Source organism: Virgibacillus chiguensis (assembly GCF_900129865.1).
Taxonomy (GTDB): Bacteria; Bacillota; Bacilli; order Bacillales; family Amphibacillaceae; genus Virgibacillus; species Virgibacillus chiguensis.
This window is the reverse complement of the sequence record NZ_FQXD01000017.1, coordinates 18,523-34,155: the sequence shown is the minus strand read 5'-3', so window position 1 is coordinate 34,155 and position 15,633 is coordinate 18,523. Positions and strand designations below refer to the sequence as shown.

The window sequence follows — 15,633 nt, the reverse complement described above, 5'->3', positions numbered from 1 at the left end:
CTTTTAACTGTCATATAAATAGATATAAGCAAAAACGAGCAGAGGGAATTTTGCTTGTTTGTACTATTATAATAGTTAATGTGGCTCTATCGTATAAAAAGGCAAAATGACAAATCATGATTCATTGTGTTCCATAAAATTTTTATCCAGCTTGCAAACTTTCTTTACAACATAAAAGCCTTCAGAAAACATTTTCTAAAGGCTGCTTTACGTCTCGAAAGGAAGGCTAAGACAACCTACCCATCTTAGAAAGTTCAGCTGAAATCCCCTATGGCATAAGCTTTAGTGTTGCTTATGTTATCAATCTCGCCTTTCTTTCGTAGACCTTATCTGACCTTTCCTTTATACTTCCTCTTTAAACGAGCATTTTCTATTCCCTCAATAAATCCGCTACGATCTTTTCATTCCGTCCATATAGTTTTTCATTGTGAGAGGATACCATTGCTGTTTTCGTCGCTTCGGGTTCAAGGTAAAGCTTGGCTTGATTGACTGCGTTTGCTGCATCTTGAAAAGCACCAGCAATAAGATGAAGCTTGCCGTCATGATGTAAAATATCTCCTGCAGCAAATAAGCCAGAGATAGAGCTTTCACTGCTGCTTGATCCAGCTATAAAATAATGATCAAAGATTTGGATATCAAGTGGGCTGTCTTCTAATAATGATTTGTCTCTCTCATAGCCATGGTTCACAATAACCTCGTCAATCGGAATATACTGCTTTACACCTGACTCTCGATTTTTCAGTGCTACTTTTTCTATTCGATCACCAGAGGCATTTGCCACTAATTCCGCAATTTCAGTTTGCGTGAAACAAACAACAGAATGATTTTGTAAATATGTAATCTGGGATTCATGGCAAGAAAAATCGCTTCTACATGCAATATATACTTCTTTCGCAATACCTGATAATTCTTTAGCCCAATCCGTAGCAGAATTCCCTCCACCAGAAATTAATACACGCTTATTCTTAAAATCTTTCAAATTCTTTATCGTATAATGCAGATTTTTATTTTCAAAGTCGCTCGCATTAGCAATTGGTAAACGTTTTGGATTTAATATTCCCCCACCAACTGCTACAATTACGGTCTTAGAATAGTGCACATTTCCTGAGGACGCTTTCACAACAAAGAAACCAGCCTCATTTTTGTCAATGGATACAACTTCCTCATTGAGCACTACCTCAGGGTCAAAGGTAAGTCCTTGCTGCACCATGTTTTCAACAACTTGTTGTCCTGGAAGAGGTGGCATCGCACCTATATCCCAGACAATTTTTTCAGGATATACATTCACTTTCCCACCAAGAAAAGGATGGTACTCAATAATTTTTGTCTTCAATTCACGTAGACCACTGTAAAATGCTGAAAAAAGCCCCGCTGGCCCTCCTCCAACAATCGTTACATCATACACATCTGCCTCAGATATATGAATCATTTGAATGCTCCTCACAATTGAAAATGATTATCATTTGCATCCATCTTATACTATTTTACAACGTGTTGCAACCCTTTTTATATAGAGATACTAATAAAGCCTGCTTTTCACCATATTAATTTTAATACTAGCAATTGACAAACAAAAAGATACGGTATATCATTCTGGTATTGATAATCATTTTCAATTAAAGGGTAAATTAATGTTTTGTTATTCAGGAAGTAAACGTTCGTAAACAATTCCATTGTATGATCAATAACCTTTACCCTTTCGCTATATATATATAAAGAAAGGAGGATAAGAAAATGTTTCGTTTAACCGCAAATGACCTAACTGTTGGCTATGACAAAGTGCCCATTATACAAAATTTATCCGTTACTATTCCTGATAAGCAGATCACATCCATCATCGGTAGTAATGGTTGTGGTAAATCTACTTTATTAAAAGCGATAACAAGAATCATCCCTTATGAAGATGGTTCTGTCCTTTTAGATGGTTCCCAAATCGCCACGATGAAAACAAAGGACGTTGCTAAGAAAATGGCCATCCTCCCCCAATCACCAGATAGCGCAAGCGGATTAACAGTTGGTGAATTGGTATCTTACGGACGTTTTCCACATCAAAGTGGTTTAGGTCGATTAAAACAAGCAGATATCGATGTAATTCATTGGGCAATGGAGGTAACTGCTATAATAGGTTTTAAACACCGCACTGTAGATGAATTGTCTGGCGGTCAAAGACAGCGCGTGTGGATTGCAATGGCTTTAGCGCAAGAAACGGACATCATTCTACTTGATGAACCAACAACCTATCTCGATATGGCCCATCAACTAGACATTCTTCAACTGCTAGAGCAACTGAATAAGCAAGAAGGCCGAACCATTATAATGGTTTTACACGATATCAACCAAGCGGCTAGGTTCAGTGATCACTTGCTCGCCATGCGTTCAGGACAAATTATTCAAACAGGGAGTCCCGGAGAAGTACTTACCAAAGAAATGTTACGAAATGTATATGAAATAGACGGAGAAATAGGGACAGATCCACGCACAGGCAAACCGATCTGCATCACTTACGATCTAATTAAACAAAAGGAGCAACATAACAATGAAAAAAAGATTCATTCTGCTATTTAGCATCCTCATTCTTGTACTTAGTGCTTGTAATACGAACGATGAAAAGCAAGAAGATAACGATAAAGCAGCTTCAGACAATGAAAAAGATACCATTACCTATGAATCTGAAGACGGTCCTGTAGAAGTTCCTGCAGACCCGCAACGTGTTGTTGTGCTTAGCCAATTTGCTGGAGATTTAATCAAACTTGGCGTCCATGTTGTTGGTGCTGACTCATGGGCGAAAGATAACCCGCGCTTTGAAGAATTAAAAGACGCTGCCACCGTTTCCGAAGATAATTTAGAACAAATCATCGAGCTAGAACCAGATCTAATCATCGGCTTATCTTCCACTAAAAATATAGACAAGTTAAAAGAAATTGCACCGACCGTTACATTTACTTACGGAAAAGCTGGTTACTTAGATCAACATATTGAAATTGGCAAGCTCGTAAACAAGGAAGAAGAAGCCCGCAAGTGGGTAGAAAGCTTTGAGAAAGAAGCAAAAGATATCGGTAAACAAATTAAAGATAAAATTGGCAAAGATGCTACCGTATCTGTCATCGAAAAGTTCGATAAACAATGGTATGTATTTGGTGATAATTGGGGACGCGGTACCGAAATTCTCTATCAAGCCATGGGCCTAAACATGCCTGAATCAGTGAAAGAACAAGCTTTAAAAGACGGTTATTACGCTCTTTCAGAAGAAGTGATCCCTGATTTTGCAGGTGATTATTTAATTGTTAGTGATCAATCTGGTGCAGAAGATACTTCTTATTTAGAGTCCGATACGTTCCAAAACATTCCTGCTGTACAAAATGATCATATATTTGTTGTTAATGGAAAAGAATTTTACTTTAACGATGCGTCAACACTTGAATATCAATTGGAGTTTTTCAAAGAAAAATTTTTAGGGGAATAAACGGTGAAGAAAGTAAAAAGAGAAATCCAACATACGGCTTTTCCAATCAAATTAATCATCGCTATTATAGTATGCTTCTTCACATTCCTTATAGCAACAAAAATGGGAGCAAAAGAAACGAGTTTTGCTGACGTTTTTAATGCGTTTTTCCAAAAAGGTAGTTCTCCAGGCTATTCCATTATTCGGGATATTCGTTTACCAAGAGAAGTTGCCGTGATGTTTGTTGGAGCAGCTCTTGCTGTTTCCGGTGCCATTATGCAAGGGATGACACGCAACCCCTTAGCTGATCCTGGGTTACTTGGTTTAACTTCCGGTGCCAATGCTGCATTAGCATTCGCACTGGCCATGTTACCGAGCGTAAGCACTTTTGGAATTATGGTGGCATGTTTTATTGGGGCTGCAGCAGGTGCAGGGCTCGTCTTTGGTATTGGCTCCATGCAAAAAGGTGGCTTTACCCCTGTCAAATTAGTATTAGCAGGCGCTGCCATTTCTATCTTTTTACAAGCAGTTGCGGATGCTATCGGTTTATATTTTAAAATCTCCAAAAACATCTCCCTTTGGACAGCAGGAGGTGCTATTGGTACGACATGGCAACAGCTGTCCATTGTTATTCCATTTATTTTAATCGGGTTACTATTTGCATTGCTTCTATCTCGTCAAGTAACGATTCTCAGCTTAAAGGAAGATGTTGCCACTGGTTTAGGTCAAAATACAAGGCGAATTCGTTGGCTGTTATTTATTGTGATTGTTATATTAGCTGGAGCCGCCGTCTCGTTAGTCGGGAATATGGCATTTATCGGCTTAATGATCCCTCATATTGTACGAGCAATTGTTGGTGTTGATTATCGTCATATCATTCCGATGTCTATCTTTACTGGAGCCATCTTTATGTTGCTTGCAGATTTAGTCGGACGTATGATTCATGCACCAATGGAGACACCAGTTGTATCCATTGTTGCTGTTCTTGGACTCCCGTTCTTTCTATTTGTTGTGCGAAAAGGAGGAAGCGCATTTCAATGATTCCATCCCAACTAATACGCAAACAACGCATCATTATATTCATTTTACTACTACTTATTATCATGACGTCCATCATAGCAATTGGCGTAGGCTCATCTTCTGTGTCGATAGATCGTTTAATTCCGACTATTTTAGGAAACGGAACATTTAAAGAAGACTTCGTGTTTTTCTCTATTCGCTTACCACGACTTATTATTATCGTGTTAGCCGGCATGGCACTCGCACTTTCTGGGGCTATTTTACAGGCATTAACTAGAAACGACTTAGCTGATCCAGGAATCATCGGGATAAACTCGGGAGCTGGTCTAGCTATTGCCGTATTCTTTTTATTTATGCCAATAGAAGTAGAAAATTTTGTATATATGCTACCTGTTGTCGCTTTTATCGGTGCTATGGCTACTGCCATATTGATATATATATTTTCCCACCAAAGAAAAACCGGTCTAAATCCTATCCATCTTGTTCTTGTTGGGGTTGGATTTTCCATGGCATTATCTGGTCTTATGGTCATCCTCACATCTGGTGCTAAAAATGAGAAAGTCGACTTCATCGCTAACTGGTTGGCAGGAAATATTTGGGGAACAGACTGGCCATTTATCTTAGCTCTGCTCCCATGGATTTTGATTTTATTTCCATATACATACATAAAATCACACCAGTTAAACATTTTTGGGATGAGTGAACCAGTAGGTATTGGGCTTGGTATGCATGTAGAAAAAGAAAGAATCGTATTATTAATGGTAGCCGTTGCCTTAGCAGCTGCAACCGTATCTGTGACAGGTGGGATTGTCTTTATTGGATTAATGGCACCACATATCGCAAAAGGGCTCGTCGGGCCACGACATCAGCTATTCCTACCAATCACTATTCTGATGGGTGCTTGGTTATTACTAGTAGCCGATACGATTGGCAGGAATATATTGCAGCCAGAAGGCATTCCCACAGGTATTGTTGTGGCAATTATCGGAGCACCGTATTTTATTTATCTACTATTAAGAAGCAAATAATATGGGCTAGTGGGTAGTTCCCACTCGTTTTTTATTTTATTTAATAATTAGCTTTGACGGTATGGGATAAAGTTTTCTCTACTATTTTTTAGTATTCCAAGGTTACTCCTCCTATTCTTGAAGAGTTTACACGTAAGACCTGCAAAGAACAGTGTTCCGTTCTTATATATTTTTAGTGATTTCCTTTTTCATTGTTTCTATTTGCAAAAGTTCTTGTTTGTATGCTCTAAGCTTTAAATCATAGAACAACACCTCAAAGAAACATTGGGAGCTGTAAATGAGAGCTTGCAATAATTCCTTTTCCATGACGATCAAGGGATTCGCATCAATTGTTACTTTAGATTTTAGACCAATATCTTTTGTTATTACCACTTCTATTGGTTGACTTGGATAATAAAAACCTGCTTCCCCACTGTCTAGATATTCTTCTACTGCATTTAAATAATAAGCATATAAAGAAGGCAAATCATCATACATGGATATACTGCCAATTTCTTTACCGTTTGTACGAAATATAAGCCCTCCTTCTAACATCAGTAGACCATTTTCCACATACGCAGCTTTATTTTTTTGTACGAGTTTAATTAATGACTGGTTATCAAAACCGCCAATATAGACATCACTATTTGTGATGAGGTCGTTTAGCTTATAAACTTTATTTTTCAAGAAATAGTTTGTTATTCTCATAGAATCACCTTGTTTCCTGACAACATGTATAGTAACTTATACGATAAAACCAAAAATTTTTATACTTTCCTATAACGAAAAAAGGCACCTTCCCAAGATGCCCTTCTCAAAATACAAACACTTTTTTAGCTTTTCGTTTGAAAATCTATGTATTTAGTTTGCTTCTGACTCAAACTGATCAATTATTTTATCCATTGGAAAATAAACAAAATCATTTTCATCGGTTTCTTGTTCATTTCGATGCATCGATACTTCAGCAAGATCAACAAAATCTATGGTTAGTACTTCCCAGCCTTCATGTTGCAAAAATTCATCACCGGCACTACTATAAGCAATTTGAGCTAACAAAGTTTTATCATTTATCGTGTCGTTATCGCCAATTATAATGGAAGCTTTTATTTCTCCATCGTTCATCGTTAATTTTTGTATTTCATCATTTTCTTCTAATACATGATCCTCTAATAATTGTGTTGCTTTATCCACATTCATACCTTTGTTTTGTTCTTGTTTCTCTTCCGTCTTTTGATTATCTGCCTCTTCTTGTTCCTTATTTTCTTGCTCCGTCTCTTTTTCATTTTCTGCCTTTGCTTCGCTCTCAGTTTCTCCAGAACAAGCAGCCAATGAAAGGCTCAAAATACTAATAACAATTAAAAACAATACTTTTTTCAAATCTGTATCCTCCAAGCAGTAGTATAAAAATATTATGCTGTATGGAGGAAGATTTTGCAAGATAAAATGGTGTCTAAGCAAGCAAAATGTCATAAACTTGCAATAAAAAAGTACACGATACGCATTAGTAACTTATACGCCAATATACTTTTCTACTTTCATATAGTGCATGCCGATGAAAGCATAAAGTTGTCATAGAAATGCTCCAAATATCTTAGCTTTTTGCCTCCATTATCTCCAAGAACGCAAGAGACCCAAATTTAAATCTTCCCGACTTCTATGTATTTAAAAATCCTTAAAAGGATTTTATCCATAAAAATCACAAAAACCCCCTTTTAAAATAAAAATTTAAGACTTGGATACTACTACTATCCTTCTATCAATTAATAATAATTTTATGAAAGTTTATTTTTTTAACTGTTCATTTTATAATAGAATCATCACCCTATACATAGTTTTATTGCTGTGATTAATTTATCAATACGGATTTAATCTATGATAAAAGAAAGGGCTTGTTACTATGGAGCTTCGACAAATTAGATACTTTGTAGCCATTGCAAACTCTAAAAGTTATTCAGAAGCAGCAAATAATTTATTTGTTACGCAACCAACCTTAAGTTGGAACATACAAAAGCTAGAAGAAGAATTAAACGTTCGTTTATTTTATCAAACAAATCAAGGATTAAAACTAACCGAGGCAGGAAACATATTCTATGAAAAAGGAAAGGACATTCTTATTCATGTAGATGAATTAACAGAAACCATTCAGCAACTCCATCAAAAGGAAAACAAAACACTAAAAGTTGGCCTAACTGTTCTTTTTGCTATTCAATATATGAAAGAAATTGTTCATTTTACTTCTACCCATCCTGAAGTTGAAGTATCCCTTATTCAAACTGGTTCTATCAAATTACAAAAAATGCTCGCCAACAAGGAACTAGATATTGGATTATTATCTTTCCCTATTTATGAGCCTTCCATTACTATTGAAAACTTGAACACTTCTAATCCAGATTACTCAGTCGCTGTTGTCATGCCTTTTAACCATCCATTAGCTGAGAAAAAATCCATACAATTCTCCGATTTAAAGGGTGCTTCCATTTGTTCATTTTCTTCTAATTACGTATTGGGAAAAATACTTCATAAATCCTGTCAGGAAAATGGATTTCAACCAAATATTATTTTTATGAATGACAACTGGGAAGTTTTATTACAGAATACGCTTATTACAGGTGGTGTCACCTTAATGCCAAAAGCACTTGAACGCCTGAGTAACTATAACAATTTAAAATGGATACCGCTTAATGATAAAGCAAATTATTTTAAAATAGGAATTGCAAAAAGAAAAAATGAACACTTAAAAGATATTGCTATACGTTTCATTGATACGATAAAAAAGAATTAACTAAAATTATTTGAAATCCAACTAAATTTTTCGTTTTTTAAAAAATTATGCGAATAACAGATAAAGGTAGGTTATTTTAAAATGATTGTCATAGAACACCTCAAAATTGGGTTTTATGAATTGCTATAATTCCTCGCTACTTATGTTAGGAATCTACAAGATACATTCGCAATCGATTTGACAACGAGCGGGCATCATTCATGACTAAGAAGACAGCATCAAAGAGATATTGGCACATACTTGTCATGATCATGACCGCTCTTCTATACCCTAAATTACCTTGTTATCTCGTAACCTATAACGAAGAACAAACACTATTCATCCATTATGATTTGTTCCTTAGCGTGTATTAATTGCGTAATGAATGTATTATATGGAGTCTCAAAGCCAAGTTCTTTCGACATTCGGGCTACAGCACCATTTAAAAAATCCACTTCTGTTAAACGATGGTTTTGAATGAGATCTTGGTGCATGGAGGGATAGTGACTTCCAACTTTTCTAGAAGACTGTAAAATATATTCAACTATATCATTCTCATCTAGTATTGTTCCCTTTTCCTTGGCTACTTTAACAAACTCCTTCGCGATATGACGAATAATCATTTCGGCTTGATTCGTTGATACGAACTCTGCCAAGTTACAATCAAGTAGTGCACAAATTGCATTCATCGCTCCATTAACACATGCTTTTCTCCAAATAGAATGTGTAACATCCTCACTATAGTATGCTTTAAAACCAGCTTGATTGAGCATACCTACAAGTTGTAAGGCCTTTTTCTCTTCACGATCTCCTGGTGTAAAGTTCTGAATTTCAATGGTGCCAGATCCCTCAAAGATAACGTGGCCAGAACCTTTCAATCCTGAAGTATAAATGGTCACACCCATAAAAATGTTTTTAACAGGAAGGTATTCTTTTAATATATCTTCATGGCCAATTCCATTTAGTAAACTAATCACACTTGTATTTTCCCTTAAAATTGGTTTTATGTCCTCTAGCATATCCTGCAAACCCATTGATTTTGTGAAAACGAAGACAAGATCAACTTCCTCAGCCACTTCATGGGGATAAAAGATAGGAATGTTAACTATTTTTCTGTTATTTCCATCTTGAACGATGAGACCATTTTCCCGAATGGAATCAATATGTTCTTTCCATTTATCAATTAAGATAACATCATTTCCTGCTTCGTAAAGCATGTAGCCAAACCGACTACCCAACGCTCCAGATCCTGCGATTGCTATTTTCATTATCTCACCTACTAGTTTTTTTACACAACAATTGCCTTTTTGTCGTGTTCTTTAAAAACTTGCGCTTTTTCTTGACCGACTAAAACACGCCTCGCTCCTTTAGCAAGTGCTACCATTTCTGCTTCCCCCGGAACAAAGAAAACAGGGGCAATAAAAGAGGTTCTATCTTTCACCAGACTGGTAATAAACTCCGAATAAGCAAGTCCACCAGTCATAATAATTCCATCCACTTTTCCGTAAAGAACCGTAGCGAGTTCACCAATTGTCTTTGCTATTTGGTAAGCCATCGCCTCTAAAACAAGTTTTGCTTTTTCATCCCCATTTTTAGCTTTTTCCTCAACAATACGAGCGTCATTTGTACCAAAATAAGAGACAAGTCCACCTTTTTTCCGTGTCAAATCCGTCATTTCTTTTTTCGTACGTTCAAAACACAATGGAATAACTTCTTTTAATGGGAGACCTCCAGAACGTTCTGTTGAAAATAACCCTTCATCATCAGATACAAGATCAATCATACGGCCGTTTTTATGCACACTAGCTGAACTTCCTCCGCCAACATGTGCTACAATAAGATTGCTTTCTTCATAAGGCTTCTGTAACTTTTCTTCTGCAATTTTCATACAGACAGCTCGCATATTTAACACATGACCAATACTTTTACGCTCTATGTCTGCAACCCCTGAAATTCGTGCAACATCATCCATTTGATCAACCGTTACAGGATCATATATATAGGCCTTACAATCCAATGTGCCAAACGCTTGAGCAACCCCTTTTGCCAGCGTAGCTCCCAGATTTGAAGCGTGTTGTAAGACAGGACGATGTTTTAAACAATCTATCATTGCGTCATCAACAATATATGCACCTGCATTAACTGGAGGTAACAACCCTCCACGACCTACAACCGCATCGAAAGAACCCTTCGTCATGTTTTGTTCTGTTAACCACATGGTAATCTCTCTAAATCGAAAATCATATTGATCCATGATAGAATCGTATTTAGCAATATCATCATAGGAATAGGTTAATTCTTTACTTAAAATCAATTCATCATGTTCAAAATATGCAAGTTTCGTTGATGTTGCTCCAGGATTTATAGATAGAATACGATCCGCCATCTTCATTTACTCCTTCCTCTTTTTGTGCATGGCTAATTTGTAATGCCAACAGAAGAGAATATCGTTTTTCCAGTGTACTTGAACTTCTAGATGTTAAAACAATTGGAACTTGAGCCCCAAGAATAATGCCAGCCATTGTGCCGTTAGCAAGTAGGAGCATACTTTTGGATAGTGTATTACCGGCTACAACATCAGAAGCAACTAATACATCTGCATCCCCGTTAATTTCTCCTTGGTACCCTTTTTCAGTCGCAATGGAAGGTCTGAGAGCAACATCTAATGAAATAGGTCCTTCTACAACACAATCTTCACTTTCCTTAAATCGTTTCGTTAATTCATCTGCATCTGTTGAAGCTGGAAGCTTAGGCTGAACAACTTCAGCTGCAGATAATACCGCAAATTTTGGGTGATAATAGTTTAATGCCCGCATGACTTCTAGCGCATTTTCTATCATCGCCTGTTTTTGATCGACATTTGGCGTTAACAGCATACCGCCATCTGTAACTCCAATCAGTTTTGGATAAGCAGGGACATCGATTAACGCTAGATGAGAAAGGACATCTTTCTCTCGTATTCCTGTTTCCCGATGAACGACTTCTTTTAATAATGTCCCCGTTTGAATATTTCCTTTTATAATAAAATGAACCTTATTTTCCCTTACTAATTCAACACCTTTATACGCTGCCTCTTGATCAGATGACACGTCAACGATATGATAAGTAGTGTTTTTCATATCCATTTTTGATATTAAATCTTCTATTTCTGACTGACTATCAATTAGAAATGGTATAACTACTCCTTCATTAGCTAGTTCAAAAATGCTTTCTAACGCATGTTCATTAGCCGCTTTAACGACAGCTACTTTTTTAGGTTCCTTTATGTTGCCTATCTTTTGTTCCAATTCTTGAAAATCATGTAACATGCTGTAAGCCTCCCGTTATTCTACGTCGAGTTTGTAATCTTCTGGTGAAATAATTGGCCAGATTTTTGTAAACAGGTAATTAAAAAATATCCCTAAACCTATTGGAGCGACAACAAATACTAATATCGTAATGAATATGTTTCCAACGGACCATCCACCTGCTGCCAAGTTGAGATGGTTAACCGGGCCAACCAGTCCACTAAATCCAAACCCCGCACTCATAGGCGTTCCTTGTATCTTAAATATCGCCGCTAGTATTCCTAATACAGCAGCATTACAAATAACTGGTAGCAATATTTTCGGTTTAGCAAAGACGTTCGGCATTGACATTTTTGGGGAACCAATAAAGTGAGCCAGTGATGTCCCCACTGAGTTTACTCTCCAACCTGCAATCGCAAGCCCGAAGCCTGCAGCAACGACCCCTAAATTTCCAGCACCAGATCCAATACCTGCTAGGGAAACAGCAAGGGCAATTCCGACTGTAGTAATTGGCGTTGTGATAAGAATAGAGAATAAAATCGCAAGTAAAACACTCATGATAATAGGTTGTAGCGTAAGTAACTGAGATACAAAATGGCCGATAAGTGTTGTAATGTGCCCAACATATGGTAAAAGCGCATAACCTAACCCTCCACCAACAATTAATAGAATTGGCGGTATTAAAATAATACTGTAACTTTTTAAACGTGAACCTAACAATTGAATAATCCCAGCACCAATAGCACCGGTAAACATCATATTAATGACATCACCCGTTCCTGCCATAGTTAGCGCGTCACCTGAAAAATCAACTGCTCCTCCACCTACCATGACTGCAAGACCGAGGGAAGCTGATTGAATAGGAGTGAATTTAAATTGATAACCAATCAAAACACCAACGATTAATCCTAATATCGAGTTGGACATGGATGTAACATCTAAAACAAACTGACCTTGAGGAAAAATAGGTAATAATGCTTTAAATAATTCTCCTAGTAATGCACCTGGTATTAATGCTAAAACAGTACCTATTGCTAATCCATTTAGTACATTCATCGAAAACTTCTTGGCTGTCATTGTTTCTGTTCCCATGAATATTCTCCTCTGCTGTAAAATTTTTAGTTATCTTAGCCTTCTCTTGTTAAAAAATTCACAAGAAACTAAATCATTGTGTTAGAAATACGTAGCTTATCTCCAATGAGGAAAGCTTCTGTTTTTCCCTATTATAAAATCTAAATTTTAAACTTTTTTATAATAAAACCACTTTTAGTTAGAAGGTTTTTTCATTTTTATACGAAGGGCTCTATCAAAGGAGAATTTCTGAATGAACATGTGATAAAGCCCCGCTCTCTTACTCATACATTTAAATATGGATTGGTTGTCCTAATGCTAACTCGGCAGCATCCATCACACTTTCTGCCATGGATGGATGACTATGAATCGTTAATGTAACATCTTCCGCAGTTAATCCGTTTTCGATGGCTAATCCTATTTCAGCAATCATATCACTTGCGCTAACTCCAGCTAGTTGCGCACCTAATAGCGTACCGCTTTCCTTCTCTGTAATGAGACGGACAAATCCTTCTGTTTGATTGAGGGATAATGCACGACCATTACCTGCAAGTGGGAATTTGCTCTCTTTGACGTCATATCCATGTTCTTTCGCTTCTTTTTTCGTATAACCAACTGTTGCTAGTTCTGGATCTGTGAAACATATAGCAGGCATTGCCAAGTAATCCACTGCTGCACCTTTGCTTCCACTAATTACTTCAGCAGCTACTTTTGCCTCATAGCTTGCTTTATGGGCAAGTGCAGCTCCAGACACAACGTCACCAATGGCAAAAATATTCTTTTTATTCGTTCGACCTTGTTCATCGACTTCAATAAGGCCTTTATCATTTGTTTTAATGCCAGCTAGTTCTAAACCAATATCATCTGTGTTAGGCTTACGTCCTACAGATACTAACACATAGTCAGCATCGATGGCCTCTTCTTGCCCACCTGCGTCATATGTGACCGTTGCTTTTTTGTCTGTTTGCTTCACAAATTTAGCCATCGCATTTGTTACAATGGAAACATTTTTAGCTTTGAATGCATCAACAACAAGTTTAACCATGTCTTTTTCAAAACTAGGTAAAATCTGTTCTGATCCTTCTAAAATAGTCACTTCTGTACCGAAGTTAGCGTAAACACCAGCAAGTTCAACACCAATATATCCTCCGCCTATGACAATCAGTTTCTTAGGTATTTCAGCTAAGTTTAATGCGCCAGTGGAATCAATAACACGTTTACTAAATTTAAATGATTCGATTTCAATTGGACGACTTCCCGTAGCGATAATCGCATGCTTAAAGTTATACGTCTGTCCAGAATCTTCATCATACATAACACGAAGCGTTTCATTATCAATAAAGTGTGCTTCTCCCTTTATTATTTCGACTTTATTTTTCTTAAGAAGCATTTCAACACCCTTTGTTAACGTAGCAACGACTTCTTTATCTTTCCAAGCTTGTGTTTCTTTAAAATTCACGGTCGTTTCTTTCGTATGAATGCCTAAAATTTTGGAATCCAAGGAAGTTTGATATTTATGACTAGCATGAATTAACGCTTTAGATGGAATGCATCCAACGTTTAAACAAGCGCCACCAATTTCTCCACGCTCTATAATAGCTACCTTTTGACCAAGTTGTGCAGCACGAATGGCAGCAACATATCCTCCTGGTCCTGAACCAATGACTACTGTTTCTAATTCTTCAGCAAAATCCCCTACTACCATGAAATTCATCACCCTTCTACAAAAAGTAATTCTGGATCAGCTAAATAATCTTTTAAATCATTAATTGCTCTTTGTGCCGTTCCACCATCAATTATTCTATGATCAAAACCAAATGATATTTTTAACATCGGTGCAACTATTGGTTGTTTATTTTCATCAGGGATGACTTCATCTTCTATCCTACCTACCCCAAGAATAGCAACTTCTGGCTGATTAATAATTGGAGTTGACCATACACCACTAGTTGCAAGAGCTCCAACATTCGTAATTGTCATTGAACTATTTTTCATGTCTGCACTTGTTAATGTTCCATTCATTGCTCTTTCTGTATTTTCGGCAAGGTCTTCAGCAATCTTAAATAAACTTTTACGATCTGTATCATGGATTACCGGAACAAAGAGACCTTTATCTGTATCTGTTGCAATTCCTACGTTCACGTAATTTTTATAAATAATTTCTCCTGCTTTCTCATCTATGGATGCATTTAAGTCAGGGTAACGAGTTAATATAGCCGTCAGTGCTTTTACAAAGTAAGCAGTATACGTTAATTTAACGCCTCGTTCTTTGGCAATAACCTTAAAACGATCCCGGTGTTCTACAAGTTTAGATACATTCACACGATCCAACACCGTTACATGAGGTGAAGTCGCTTTACTATTTACCATGGCATTTGCAATCGCTTTACGAGTAGGAGTCATTTTAACTCTACGCTCTAGTTCAGTGACTGTTGTTTCGGGTGCTGCTTGTTCCTGAACCATTTCTTTTTGAACCACTTCTTCTTGTGCAGCTTGTCCACCTGAAGCTAAGAAATGATCAATATCTTCTTTTGTGACCCGACTATTTTTTCCAGTAGCTGGAACTTGCGTAATATCAACATCTTTTTCACGTGCATATTTTCTAACGGCTGGAATAGCTAACATTCTAATGTCCACGTCTGAAGCTGGCTTTTTAGCGACTGATTTTTGATCTAGTGTTTTCTCAGGCAGTTCTTCTGATGGAGTCAAATGACGAACAGCTTCATGTTCAATGGCTACCGTATCCGTACCACGCTCTTTCGTAACATTGCCTTCCTCTGCCGTTGCTACTTTTTCAGCACCTTCATCAGACATCTCAATTTCCATAATTGCGTCTCCAACCTTTGGAACATCACCTTCCTTAAATAATAATTTTTTTACAACACCAGAAACAGGAGAAGGAAGTTCTACAACAGCCTTATCACTTTGAATTTCTACTAGCGTATCGTCTTCTTTTACTTTATCCCCAGGTTGTACAACCCACGAGACAATTTCACTTTCGTGTATCCCTTCACCGCTATCAGGTAATATAAATGAATAAATCAT

Annotated in this window: 14 protein-coding genes; 5 read left to right on the top strand and 9 right to left on the bottom strand. The window is 37.0% G+C overall.

The features are described 5' to 3' along the window. Positions 1–370: 370 nt before the first annotated feature. Entirely contained in the window at positions 371–1,420 is a 1,050-nt protein-coding gene (locus BUB45_RS15990; RefSeq protein ID WP_139300188.1) for an NAD(P)/FAD-dependent oxidoreductase, read from the bottom strand. Positions 1,421–1,734: 314 nt separating this feature from the next. On the opposite strand from BUB45_RS15990, the gene BUB45_RS15985 reads away from it, so the two are divergent. Genes BUB45_RS15985 through BUB45_RS15970 form a run of 4 tightly spaced genes read left to right on the top strand, consistent with a single transcriptional unit; the run spans position 1,735 to position 5,490 of the window. Beyond that, on the top strand, positions 1,735–2,565 hold the full coding sequence (locus BUB45_RS15985) for an ABC transporter ATP-binding protein (protein WP_073012004.1): 831 nt from the start codon (positions 1,735–1,737) through the stop codon (positions 2,563–2,565). After that, positions 2,537–3,463, top strand: a complete 927-nt coding sequence (locus BUB45_RS15980) for an iron-hydroxamate ABC transporter substrate-binding protein (RefSeq protein WP_073012002.1) — start codon at positions 2,537–2,539, stop codon at positions 3,461–3,463. The genes BUB45_RS15985 and BUB45_RS15980 overlap by 29 nt, the downstream gene beginning before the upstream one ends. Positions 3,464–3,466: 3 nt before the next feature. Continuing rightward, the gene (locus BUB45_RS15975) at positions 3,467–4,483 is read left to right on the top strand and encodes a FecCD family ABC transporter permease (RefSeq protein WP_073011999.1); all 1,017 of its coding nucleotides are present in this window, start codon (positions 3,467–3,469) and stop codon (positions 4,481–4,483) included. After that, positions 4,480–5,490, top strand: a complete 1,011-nt coding sequence (locus BUB45_RS15970) for a FecCD family ABC transporter permease (RefSeq protein ID WP_073011997.1) — start codon at positions 4,480–4,482, stop codon at positions 5,488–5,490. Before BUB45_RS15975 ends, BUB45_RS15970 begins: the two co-directional genes overlap by 4 nt. A 162-nt stretch (positions 5,491–5,652) precedes the next feature. Here BUB45_RS15970 and BUB45_RS15965 read toward each other — a convergent pair whose 3' ends face one another. Next, positions 5,653–6,156 carry a hypothetical protein gene (locus BUB45_RS15965; protein WP_139300185.1) on the bottom strand — a complete coding sequence of 168 codons (504 nt, stop codon included), beginning with the start codon at positions 6,154–6,156 and terminating at the stop codon, positions 5,653–5,655. Between the two features lie 174 nt (positions 6,157–6,330). After that, entirely contained in the window at positions 6,331–6,846 is a 516-nt protein-coding gene (locus tag BUB45_RS15960) for an acid shock protein (RefSeq protein WP_073011991.1), read from the bottom strand. Between the two features lie 520 nt (positions 6,847–7,366). Between BUB45_RS15960 and BUB45_RS15955 the strand changes: the two genes are divergently transcribed. Beyond that, positions 7,367–8,251: a LysR family transcriptional regulator gene (locus BUB45_RS15955; RefSeq protein ID WP_073011989.1), complete on the top strand. Its 885-nt coding sequence runs from the start codon at positions 7,367–7,369 to the stop codon at positions 8,249–8,251. 314 nt (positions 8,252–8,565) lie between these two features. Here the strand turns inward: BUB45_RS15955 and BUB45_RS15950 are convergent, their stop codons facing one another. From BUB45_RS15950 to BUB45_RS15925, 6 genes are all read right to left on the bottom strand, one after another. Beyond that, a complete protein-coding gene (locus BUB45_RS15950; RefSeq protein WP_073011986.1) occupies positions 8,566–9,498 on the bottom strand; it encodes a 2-dehydropantoate 2-reductase in 933 nt (310 codons plus the stop codon). Between the two features lie 20 nt (positions 9,499–9,518). Beyond that, positions 9,519–10,616: a butyrate kinase gene (gene buk / locus BUB45_RS15945; RefSeq protein ID WP_073011983.1), complete on the bottom strand. Its 1,098-nt coding sequence runs from the start codon at positions 10,614–10,616 to the stop codon at positions 9,519–9,521. After that, positions 10,555–11,538: a phosphate acyltransferase gene (locus BUB45_RS15940; RefSeq protein ID WP_073011980.1), complete on the bottom strand. Its 984-nt coding sequence runs from the start codon at positions 11,536–11,538 to the stop codon at positions 10,555–10,557. The genes buk and BUB45_RS15940 overlap by 62 nt, the downstream gene beginning before the upstream one ends. Before the next feature lie 15 nt (positions 11,539–11,553). Continuing rightward, entirely contained in the window at positions 11,554–12,609 is a 1,056-nt protein-coding gene (locus BUB45_RS15935; RefSeq protein ID WP_073011977.1) for a PTS sugar transporter subunit IIC, read from the bottom strand. 271 nt (positions 12,610–12,880) lie between these two features. Beyond that, complete coding sequence (gene lpdA / locus BUB45_RS15930) at positions 12,881–14,293, bottom strand: dihydrolipoyl dehydrogenase (RefSeq protein ID WP_073011974.1); 1,413 nt, start codon at positions 14,291–14,293, stop codon at positions 12,881–12,883. An 8-nt stretch (positions 14,294–14,301) separates the two neighbouring features. After that, positions 14,302–15,633 carry a dihydrolipoamide acetyltransferase family protein gene (locus tag BUB45_RS15925; RefSeq protein ID WP_073011971.1) on the bottom strand — a complete coding sequence of 444 codons (1,332 nt, stop codon included), beginning with the start codon at positions 15,631–15,633 and terminating at the stop codon, positions 14,302–14,304.

Excerpts from the sequence above, each read along its gene's own strand:
- BUB45_RS15985 (WP_073012004.1), top strand. The coding sequence starts at position 1,735 with ATGTTTCGTTTAACCGCAAATGACCTAACTGTTGGCTATGACAAAGTG.
- BUB45_RS15980 (WP_073012002.1), top strand. The coding sequence starts at position 2,537 with ATGAAAAAAAGATTCATTCTGCTATTTAGCATCCTCATTCTTGTACTT.
- BUB45_RS15970 (WP_073011997.1), top strand. The coding sequence starts at position 4,480 with ATGATTCCATCCCAACTAATACGCAAACAACGCATCATTATATTCATT.
- BUB45_RS15955 (WP_073011989.1), top strand. The coding sequence starts at position 7,367 with ATGGAGCTTCGACAAATTAGATACTTTGTAGCCATTGCAAACTCTAAA.
- BUB45_RS15950 (WP_073011986.1), bottom strand. The coding sequence starts at position 9,498 with ATGAAAATAGCAATCGCAGGATCTGGAGCGTTGGGTAGTCGGTTTGGC.
- buk (WP_073011983.1), bottom strand. The coding sequence starts at position 10,616 with ATGGCGGATCGTATTCTATCTATAAATCCTGGAGCAACATCAACGAAA.
- BUB45_RS15940 (WP_073011980.1), bottom strand. The coding sequence starts at position 11,538 with ATGTTACATGATTTTCAAGAATTGGAACAAAAGATAGGCAACATAAAG.
- BUB45_RS15935 (WP_073011977.1), bottom strand. The coding sequence starts at position 12,609 with ATGGGAACAGAAACAATGACAGCCAAGAAGTTTTCGATGAATGTACTA.
- lpdA (WP_073011974.1), bottom strand. The coding sequence starts at position 14,293 with ATGGTAGTAGGGGATTTTGCTGAAGAATTAGAAACAGTAGTCATTGGT.
- BUB45_RS15925 (WP_073011971.1), bottom strand. The coding sequence starts at position 15,633 with ATGATTTATTCATTTATATTACCTGATAGCGGTGAAGGGATACACGAA.